The sequence below is a fragment of the Streptomyces sp. SPB074 genome (assembly GCF_000154905.1).
GTDB lineage: Bacteria > Actinomycetota > Actinomycetes > Streptomycetales > Streptomycetaceae > Streptomyces.
Map to the genome: position 1 here is coordinate 5,478,176 of NZ_GG770539.1, position 8,894 is coordinate 5,487,069.

General features: G+C 73.5%; 4 protein-coding genes. 3 read left to right on the plus strand and 1 reads right to left on the minus strand.

Annotated features, from left to right (window positions below):
• Positions 1–2 precede the first annotated feature (2 nt).
• Complete coding sequence (locus SSBG_RS23250) at positions 3–1,067, minus strand: ADP-ribosylglycohydrolase family protein (RefSeq protein ID WP_078491394.1); 1,065 nt, start codon at positions 1,065–1,067, stop codon at positions 3–5.
• A 388-nt stretch (positions 1,068–1,455) separates the two neighbouring features.
• Between SSBG_RS23250 and SSBG_RS23255 the strand changes: the two genes are divergently transcribed.
• From SSBG_RS23255 to SSBG_RS23265, 3 genes are all read left to right on the plus strand, one after another.
• A complete protein-coding gene (locus SSBG_RS23255; protein WP_008748514.1) occupies positions 1,456–2,256 on the plus strand; it encodes a VIT1/CCC1 transporter family protein in 801 nt (266 codons plus the stop codon).
• Between the two features lie 555 nt (positions 2,257–2,811).
• On the plus strand, positions 2,812–7,374 hold the full coding sequence (gene gltB, locus SSBG_RS23260; protein WP_008748516.1) for a glutamate synthase large subunit: 4,563 nt from the start codon (positions 2,812–2,814) through the stop codon (positions 7,372–7,374).
• A complete protein-coding gene (locus SSBG_RS23265) occupies positions 7,367–8,830 on the plus strand; it encodes a glutamate synthase subunit beta (protein ID WP_008748517.1) in 1,464 nt (487 codons plus the stop codon). Before gltB ends, SSBG_RS23265 begins: the two co-directional genes overlap by 8 nt.
• The last annotated feature ends 64 nt before the right edge of the window (positions 8,831–8,894 follow it).

Below are 8,894 nucleotides of genomic sequence, written 5' to 3' on the forward strand. Positions count from 1 at the left end.
GCTCATGCGGTGGCTCCGGAGGACGACGGGGTAGGGAGGAGGGGGCCGCCCTGGGGCGCGCGCGGCGGTGTGACGCGCTGCTCCGCCGCACGGCGGGCTTCCAGGAGCTGCCCGGCCAGGTCGAGGACGTGGCGGCCCGCCATCGCGGGGAGGCAGGAGCCGCGCGCGGGGCCGATGCGGCGCGCCCACTCCGCCGGGATCGCCTCGACGCCGCCCGCCGCGCCCGCGAGCGCGCCCGCGATGGCGGCGGTCGTATCGGCGTCGCGCCCCATGTTCACGGCGGCGAGCACCGCCGTGCGGAACGCGCCGTCCGCGAGCGCGTACGCCCCGAGCGCGAGAGCCACCGCCTCCGGCGCGAGGTCCGTCCACGGGTAGGCGCGCACGACGACGGCGGCGCGCAGCGCCCGCTCCCCCTCGCGCGCGGCGACGAGGGCGCGGCCCAGCGAGCGGTACGTCCACGAATCGGCCGGTACGGCGGCGAGCGCGGCCTCCGCCACCTCGCCGGGGCCCGCCCCGGTCATCGCCACGGCGACCGCCGCCGCGACCGCCTGCCCGCCGTACAGGCCCTCGCCCTCGTGGCTCACCGCGCCGTCCACGGCGACGAGCCGCGCCGCCTCGGCAGGGTCGCCCGCCGCGTACACGCCGAACGGCGCGGCCCGCATCGCGAGGCCGTCGCTCCACGGGTGCCGGTGCTGCGCGCTCGCGGGGGCGCCGAGCCCGCGCCGCAGGTTCTCCACCGTGCCGCGCTCGCTGAACCCGGCGCCGCGGAAGGCGCCCGCGTCGATGTCGGTCAGCCACTCGCGCCAGGCCGCCTCCGCGTGCGCGACGGTGAGTCCGGCCCCGTGGCGCACGAGCAGCAGGCCGGAGAAGAGGGCGTACTCGGTGTCGTCCGTGCCCGCGGGGCGCTCGGCCACGTACCCCGTGATCCGGCCCCAGCGCCGTCGGATCTCGCTCGGTTTCAGGTTCTCGGCGGGCGCGCCGAGCGCGTCCCCGACGGCGAGGCCGAGGAGCGCGCCGCGCGCTCTCGACTCCGCCGCGGCCGGTTCCGCGCTCACCGTGGTGGCCATCGTGCGCCTCCTCGGGCGGCCTGCGGCGGGACTCCTCGTCCCGCTCTCCGTCCGCTGATCCTGCGCCATCCACGGCGCTGTTCGGGCGACGTTCGAGGCGAAGAGCGCAGGCTCGCGGGGGAGAACCACTCTTTCGGCGGTCGCGGGAGCGGAGCACGGCAGGAGGCGGGCGCGCGGCCGGGCGCTGTGCGCCTGTCGTGCGCCCGGACCGGTGTACGAGAAGGGGGGGAGGACCGGGGCGCGGGAGGGGGCGCGGGTCCGTGTCCCGGGGCGGCCGCCGCGGCCGGTACGTGCGGTAAGTACGGCCTTCCTTGCTGGCAGCCGTCGTTTTTCGCGCGTACTTTCGAGCGTCCCGTTCCGCTCAGCCGACCGTGAAGGACCCCCGGGCATGACGCCGCTCGACACCGCCACCCCGCCCCCGCCCGACCCCGCTCCCGTCACCCCGGGCGGGCCCGCCCCCCTCACCCCCGCCGGCGGCCCCGCCCCCGCCGTCCCCACGCCCCCGCACCCCCACCACCGGGACGTCAACGGGGGCTGGCTGCGGCCCGCCGTGTTCGGGGCGATGGACGGGCTCGTGTCGAACCTCGCGCTCATGAGCGGCGTGGCCGGAGGGTCCGTCGCGCCGCACACCGTCGTGCTCACCGGGCTCGCCGGGCTCGCGGCGGGCGCCTTCTCGATGGCGGCGGGGGAGTACACCTCGGTCGCCTCGCAGCGCGAACTCGTCCTCGCCGAGCTGGAGGTCGAGCGGCGCGAGCTGCGGCGCAACCCGGAGGAGGAGCTGGCGGAGCTGGCCGCCGTCTACGAGGCGCGCGGCGTCGAGCCGCGCCTGGCCGCCGAGGTGGCCCGGCAGCTCTCGGCCGATCCCCAGCAGGCCCTGGAGGTGCACGCGCGCGAGGAACTGGGCGTCGATCCCGAGGACCTGCCCTCGCCGCTCGTGGCGGCCGGTTCCTCCTTCGTCTCCTTCGCGCTCGGCGCGCTGCTCCCCGTCCTGCCGTACCTGCTGGGCGCGAGCGCCCTGTGGCCGGCCGTGGCGCTCGCGCTGCTCGGCCTCTTCGGCTGCGGTGCCGTCGTGGCCCGCGTGACGGCCCGTACGTGGTGGTACGGGGGAGCGCGGCAGCTCGTCCTGGGCGGGGCGGCGGCCGGTGTGACGTACCTCCTGGGCAATCTCTTCGGGGCGGCCCTAGGGTGAGGTGACCGAGCGCCTATACGGAACTTTGCATAAGTAGTCGTTTCCGGCCGGTTTCAGTCAGGCGGCGACAGGGCATGAGCCGTACGCGCCACGGGCAGCGTCGCCCGTCCACCCGGCCCGCGAGGCGCGACCCCCGCACCCCGCAGGCCCCCGCCCGGCTTTTGCCGGGCTTTTCCGGCCCCCGACCGCTTTCGCTCGACCAGCACCCCGACCGGTGCCGCCACCGGACCGCCGCGGGCGGCCGGCCCCCCGCCGCGGGCCGGTCGCCGCACGCCTCCCGGCCCACCCCGGCCGCACCGGAGCCGGACCGTCGGCACCCCGCCCGAGCTGCGGGTTCCTTCGGGTGGCTGTCCGCATGGTGGAACGCAGTATCCGGTTTCCGGGATTGCTTCCATCATGTAACCTGCTCGAAATTTCGCATGAGGGCCAACGTCGTCCCTCGGCACATGTCATATGCCACCGACGACGACGGGAGAGCCGATGCGTACACCGCGCCCGCAGTCCCCGCAGGCAGCGGCCACGCGCCCGGCGGTCACCACGACCTCCTGGGCCCACATGGACGCCCGCCCTGCCGCCCAGGGCCTGTACGACCCCAGCAACGAGCACGACGCCTGCGGCGTCGGCTTCGTGGCGACCCTCACCGGCGAGGCGAGCCACGCGCTCGTCGAGCAGGGACTCACGGTGCTCAAGAACCTGGAGCACCGCGGCGCGACCGGCTCCGAGCCCGACTCCGGCGACGGCGCGGGCCTCCTCTCCCAGATCCCCGACGCCTTCCTGCGCGAGGTGGCCGGCTTCGAGCTGCCCGCTCCCGGCGCGTACGCCGTCGGCATCGCCTTCCTCCCCGACAACGAGCCCGACGAGGTCGCCGACGCCGTCGCGATCCTCGCCCGCGAGGAAGGGCTCACCGTCCTGGGCTGGCGCGAGGTCCCCGTGGCCCCCCAGCTCCTCGGCGCCGCCGCCCGGGCCACCATGCCCGTCTTCCGGCAGCTCTTCGTCGCCGACGCCGGCACCGACCCCGCCACCGGCGACCCCGCCACCGGCATCGCGCTGGACCGCCGCGCCTTCCTGCTCCGCAAGCGCGCCGAACGCGAACTCGGCGTCTACTTCCCCTCGCTCTCCGCACGCACCATCGTGTACAAGGGGATGCTCACCACGGGGCAGCTGGAGCCGTTCTTCCCCGACCTCTCGGACCGCCGCTTCGCGAGCGCCGTCGCCCTCGTGCACTCGCGCTTCTCGACGAACACCTTCCCGAGCTGGCCGCTCGCCCACCCGTACCGCTTCATCGCGCACAACGGCGAGATCAACACCGTCAAGGGTAACCGCAACTGGATGCGCGCCCGCGAGTCGCAGCTCGCCTCGGACCTCTTCCCCGGCGAGTCGCTGGAGCGGATCTTCCCCGTCTGCACGCCCGACGCCTCCGACTCGGCGTCCTTCGACGAGGTCCTCGAACTCCTCCACCTCGGTGGCCGCTCGCTCCCGCACTGCGTGCTCATGATGATCCCCGAGGCGTGGGAGAACCACACCTCGATGGACCCGGCCCGCCGCGCGTTCTACGAGTACCACTCGGCCCTCATGGAGCCCTGGGACGGCCCCGCCGCCGTCGCCTTCACCGACGGAGTCCAGATCGGCGCCGTCCTCGACCGCAACGGGCTCCGCCCCGGCCGCTACTGGGTCACCGACGACGGCCTCGTCGTCCTCGGCTCCGAGGTCGGCGTCCTCGACATCGACCCCGCCAAGGTCGTCCGCAAGGGCCGCCTCCAGCCCGGCCGCATGTTCCTCGTGGACACCGCCGAGCACCGCATCATCGAGGACGACGAGGTCAAGGCCGCGCTCGCCGCCGAGCACCCCTACGAGGAGTGGGTCGAGGCCGGCGAGATCGAGCTGCCCGACCTGCCCGAGCGCGAGCACGTCGTGCACACGCACGCCTCCGTCACCCGCCGCCAGCAGACCTTCGGCTACACCGAGGAGGAACTGCGCGTCCTCATCGCGCCGATGGCCAAGGCAGGCGCCGAGCCGATCGGCTCCATGGGCACGGACTCGCCGATCGCCGCGCTCTCCGCCCGGCCCCGGCTCCTCTTCGACTACTTCACCCAGCTCTTCGCGCAGGTCACCAACCCGCCGCTGGACGCCATCCGCGAGGAACTGGTCACCTCGCTGCGCTCCACGCTCGGCCCCCAGGGCAACCTCCTGGAGCCCACCGCGGCCTCCTGCCGCGGCGTGACCCTGCCCTTCCCGGTGATCGACAACGACGAGCTCGCCAAGCTCATCCACATCAACGCCGACGGCGACCTGCCCGGACTGACCTCCGTGACGCTCTCCGGGCTCTACCGCGTCTCCGGCGGCGGCGCCGCGCTCGCCGCCCGCATCGAGGAGATCCGCGCCGAGACGGACGCCGCCATCGAGGCCGGCGCCCGCCTCATCGTGCTCTCGGACCGCCACTCGGACGCCGAGCACGCCCCGATCCCCTCGCTGCTGCTCACCGCCGCCGTCCACCACCACCTCATCAAGACCAAGCAGCGCTCCCAGGTCGGCCTGCTCGTCGAGGCCGGCGACGTCCGCGAGGTCCACCACGTCGCGCTCCTCATCGGCTACGGGGCCGCGGCCGTCAACCCCTACCTCGCCATGGAGTCCGTCGAGGACCTCGTGCGCGCCGGGACCTTCCTCCCGGACACCGAGGTCGAGCAGGGCATCCGCAACCTCATCAAGGCGCTCGGCAAGGGCGTCCTCAAGGTCATGTCGAAGATGGGCATCTCGACCGTCGCCTCCTACCGGGGCGCGCAGGTCTTCGAGGCCGTCGGCCTCGCCGCCGACTTCGTGGACACCTACTTCTCCGGCACCACCTCCAAGATCGGCGGCATCGGCATCGACGTCGTCGCCGAGGAGGTCGCCGCCCGCCACGCCAAGGCGTACCCGCCCACCGGCATCCCCTCCGCGCACCGCGCCCTGGAGATCGGCGGCGAGTACCAGTGGCGCCGCGAGGGCGAACCGCACCTCTTCGACCCCGAGACGGTCTTCCGCCTCCAGCACGCCACGCGCAGCCGCCGCTACGACATCTTCCAGAAGTACACGGAGCGCGTGAACGAGCAGTCCGAGCGGCTCATGACGCTGCGCGGCCTCTTCCACTTCAGCACCGGGCGCAGCCCGGTCCCGCTGGACGAGGTCGAGCCGGTCTCCGAGATCGTCAAGCGCTTCTCCACCGGCGCCATGTCGTACGGCTCCATCTCGAAGGAGGCGCACGAGAACCTCGCCATCGCGATGAACCAGCTCGGCGGCAAGTCGAACACCGGCGAGGGCGGCGAGGACGCCGACCGCCTCTACGACCCCGCCCGGCGCTCCGCGATCAAGCAGGTCGCCTCCGGCCGCTTCGGCGTCACGAGCGAGTACCTCGTCAACGCCGACGACATCCAGATCAAGATGGCCCAGGGCGCCAAGCCCGGCGAGGGCGGCCAGCTCCCCGGCCACAAGGTCTACCCCTGGGTCGCCACCACCCGGCACTCCACGCCCGGCGTCGGCCTCATCTCGCCGCCCCCGCACCACGACATCTACTCCATCGAGGACCTCGCCCAGCTCATCCACGACCTCAAGAACGCGAACCCCCGGGCGCGCGTCCACGTCAAGCTGGTCTCCGAGGTCGGCGTCGGCACCGTCGCCGCCGGTGTCTCCAAGGCCCACGCGGACGTCGTCCTCGTCTCCGGCCACGACGGCGGCACGGGCGCCTCGCCGCTCACCTCGCTCAAGCACGCGGGCGGCCCCTGGGAACTCGGCCTCGCCGAGACCCAGCAGACCCTGCTCCTCAACGGGCTGCGCGACCGCATCGTCGTGCAGACCGACGGCCAGCTCAAGACCGGCCGCGACGTCGTCATCGCCGCGCTCCTCGGCGCCGAGGAGTACGGCTTCGCGACCGCCCCGCTCGTCGTCTCCGGCTGCGTCATGATGCGCGTCTGCCACCTCGACACCTGCCCCGTCGGCATCGCCACGCAGAACCCCGTCCTGCGCGAGCGCTTCGCCGGCAAGCCCGAGTTCGTCGTCAACTTCTTCGAGTTCATCGCCGAAGAGGTCCGTGAACTCCTCGCCGAGCTGGGCTTCCGCACCCTGGACGAGGCCATCGGCCACGCCGAGTACCTCGACACGACCCGCGCGGTGGACCACTGGAAGGCGCAGGGCCTCGACCTCGCCCCGCTCTTCCACGTCCCCGGGCTGCCCGAGGGCACCGCCCGCCGCCAGGTCACCGAGCAGGACCACGGCCTCGCCAAGGCGCTCGACAACGAGCTGATCAAGCTCGCCGCCGACGCCCTGGCCGCCGCCTCGCCCGAAGCGGCCCCGCCGGTGCGCGGCCAGGTCGCCATCCGCAACATCAACCGCACCGTCGGCACGATGCTCGGCCACGAGGTCACCCGCCGCTTCGGCGGCGCCGGCCTGCCGGACGACACGATCGACATCACCTTCACCGGCTCCGCCGGCCAGTCCTTCGGCGCCTTCCTCCCGCACGGCGTCACGCTGCGCCTGGAGGGCGACGCCAACGACTACGTCGGCAAGGGCCTCTCCGGCGGCCGGGTCGTCGTCCGCCCCGACCGGGGCGCCGACCACCTCGCCGAGTACTCCACGATCGCGGGCAACACGATCGCCTACGGCGCCACCGCCGGGGAACTCTTCCTGCGCGGCCGCACCGGCGAGCGCTTCTGCGTGCGCAACTCGGGCGCCACCGTCGTCTCCGAGGGCGTCGGCGACCACGGCTGCGAGTACATGACCGGCGGCCGCGCCCTCGTCCTCGGCACGACCGGGCGCAACTTCGCGGCCGGGATGTCCGGCGGCATCGCCTACGTCATCGACCTCGACCGGAACAACGTCAACGGCGAGTCCCTCGCCTCGGTCGCCGAGACGCTGGACGACACCGACACCGCGTGGCTCCACGAGACCGTGCGCCGCCACCAGGAGGAGACCGGCTCCACCGTCGCCGCCAAGCTCCTCGCCGACTGGGACAACGCCGTCCACCGGTTCAGCAAGATCATTCCCCGTACGTACCAGGCCGTGCTCGCCGCCAAGGACGCCGCGGAGCGGGCCGGGCTCTCGGAGAACGAGACCCAGGACAAGATGATGGAGGCGGCGACCCATGGCTGACCCCAAGGGCTTTCTCACCCACGGGCGCGAGGTCGCCCGCACCCGTCCCGTCGCCGAGCGCGTCCAGGACTGGAACGAGGTCTACGTCCCCGGCTCCCTGCTGCCGATCATCTCGACGCAGGCCAGCCGCTGCATGGACTGCGGCATCCCCTTCTGCCACCAGGGCTGCCCGCTCGGCAACCTCATCCCCGAGTGGAACGACTTCGCCTACCGCGAGGACTGGTCCGCCGCCGCCGAGCGCCTGCACGCCACGAACAACTTCCCCGAGTTCACCGGGCGGCTGTGCCCCGCCCCGTGCGAGTCGGCGTGCGTCCTCGGCATCAACCAGCAGCCGGTGACGATCAAGAACGTCGAGGTCTCCATCATCGACAAGGCGTGGGACACCGGCGACGTCGCGCCGAGCGTCCCCGAGCGCCTCTCCGGCAAGACCGTCGCCGTCATCGGCTCCGGCCCCGCCGGCCTCGCCGCCGCCCAGCAGCTCACCCGCGCCGGGCACACCGTCGCCGTCTACGAGCGCGCCGACCGCATCGGCGGGCTGCTGCGCTACGGCATCCCCGAGTTCAAGATGGAGAAGCGGCACATCAACCGCCGCATCGAGCAGATGCGCGCGGAGGGCACCAAGTTCCGCACCGGCGTCGAGATCGGCCGCGACCTGGACGCCGCGAAGCTGCGCCGCCGCTACGACGCCGTCGTCATCGCCGCCGGGGCCACCGTCTCGCGCGACCTCCCGGTCCCGGGCCGCGAACTCAAGGGCATCCACTACGCGATGGAGTACCTGCCCCTGTCCAACAAGGTGCAGGAGGGCGACTACGTCACCCCGCCGATCACCGCCGAGGGCAAGCACGTCGTCGTGATCGGCGGCGGCGACACGGGCGCCGACTGCGTCGGCACCGCCCACCGCCAGGGCGCCGCCTCGGTCACGCAGCTGGAGATCATGCCCAAGCCAGGGGCCGAGCGGAACCCGGCCTCGCAGCCCTGGCCGACCTTCCCCCTGCTCTACAAGGTCACCTCCGCGCACGAGGAGGGCGGCGAGCGGATCTACTCCGCCGGCACCACCCACTTCGAGGGCGACGAGGACGGCAACGTGCGCTTCCTGCACCTCGCCGAGGTCGAGTTCGTGGACGGCAAGCTCACCCAGAAGCCGGGCACCGAGCGGAAGATCCCCGCCGAACTGGTCACCCTCGCGATGGGCTTCACCGGCACCGACCAGTCCAACGGCCTCGTCGAGCAGTTCGGCCTCGACCTCGACGCGCGCGGCAACATCGCCCGCGACGAGCACTTCGAGACCAACGTGCCCGGCGTCTTCGTCGCCGGGGACGCCGGACGCGGCCAGTCCCTCATCGTCTGGGCCATCGCCGAGGGCCGCTCCGCGGCGCGCGGCGTGGACCACTACCTGACCGGGGCCAGCTCCCTGCCCGCCCCGATCCGCCCCACGGACCGCTCCCTGGCGGTCTGAGCACCGGCCCCGCCCCGGGGCCACCCGACTGTCCCGTACAACGGCGTACGGAACTGAGCGCGGC

Coding starts and splice junctions, on each gene's coding strand:
- SSBG_RS23250 (WP_078491394.1), bottom strand. CDS start 1,067: ATGGCCACCACGGTGAGCGCGGAACCGGCCGCGGCGGAGTCGAGAGCG.
- gltB (WP_008748516.1), top strand. CDS start 2,812: ATGGACGCCCGCCCTGCCGCCCAGGGCCTGTACGACCCCAGCAACGAG.
- SSBG_RS23255 (WP_008748514.1), top strand. CDS start 1,456: ATGACGCCGCTCGACACCGCCACCCCGCCCCCGCCCGACCCCGCTCCC.
- SSBG_RS23265 (WP_008748517.1), top strand. CDS start 7,367: ATGGCTGACCCCAAGGGCTTTCTCACCCACGGGCGCGAGGTCGCCCGC.